This window comes from Nonomuraea sp. NPDC049400 (assembly GCF_044466425.1).
Taxonomy (GTDB): domain Bacteria; phylum Actinomycetota; class Actinomycetes; order Streptosporangiales; family Streptosporangiaceae; genus Nonomuraea.
Map to the genome: position 1 here is coordinate 1 of NZ_JBITMP010000169.1, position 1,086 is coordinate 1,086.

1 pseudogene is annotated in these 1,086 nt (G+C 66.7%); it reads right to left on the bottom strand.

Annotated features, from left to right (window positions below):
• A pseudogene (locus ACIBVN_RS60930) lies at window positions 1-1,086 on the bottom strand (DNA-directed RNA polymerase subunit beta); the annotation flags it as partial.

Genomic DNA, 1,086 nt, shown 5'->3' on the forward strand with positions numbered 1-1,086 from the left:
ACTTGGCCACCCGGTAGGTGGTGCGGGTGCCGTCGTCGTTCATGACCGTGACGTAGTCGGCGGAGACCTCCTCGACCACGCCGGCCTTCTCGGCGTTGATCACGTCGCCCGTGTCGGTCGCGGCACGGTATTCCATGCCGGTGCCGACCAGCGGCGCCTCGCTCTTGAGCAGCGGCACCGACTGGCGCTGCATGTTCGCGCCCATCAATGCCCGGTTGGCGTCGTCGTGCTCGAGGAACGGGATCATCGCGGTGGCCACCGACACCATCTGGCGCGGCGACACGTCGATGTAGTCGACCTCGCCGGAGCGCACGTACTCCGTCTCACCGCCCTTGGTGCGCACCAGGACGCGGGCCTCGGCGAACGAACCGTCCGGGTTGAGCGCCGAGTTGGCCTGCGCCTTGACGTAGCGGTCCTCCTCATCGGCCGTGAGGTAGTCGATCTGCTCGGTCACCTTGCCGTCGACGACCTTGCGGTAAGGAGTCTCCACGAAGCCGAAGGCGTTGAGGCGGCCGAAGCACGCGAGGTAGCCGATGAGGCCGATGTTGGGGCCTTCAGGCGTCTCGATCGGGCACATCCGGCCGTAGTGGGACGGGTGCACGTCGCGCACCTCCATGCCCGCCCGCTCACGCGACAGACCACCGGGACCGAGCGCGTTCAGCCGCCGCTTGTGCGTCAGGCCGGCCAGCGGGTTGATCTGGTCCATGAACTGCGACAGCTGCGAGGTGCCGAAGAACTCCTTCATCGACGCCACGACCGGGCGGATGTTGATCAGGGTCTGCGGCGTGATCGCCTCGACGTCCTGCGTGGTCATACGCTCGCGCACGACGCGCTCCATCCGGGCCAGACCCAGGCGGACCTGGTTCTGGATCAGCTCACCGACGCTGCGGATGCGGCGGTTGCCGAAGTGGTCGATGTCGTCGACCTCCACGACGACCTCACCCATCGAAGCCTCGCCGGCGTGCAACCGGACCAGGTAGTCGATCATCGAGACGATGTCGTCCTCGGTGAGCGTCCCCTGGGAGATCTCCGAGTCGACCCCGAGCTTCTTGTTGATCTTGTAGCGACCGACCTTGGCCAGGTCGT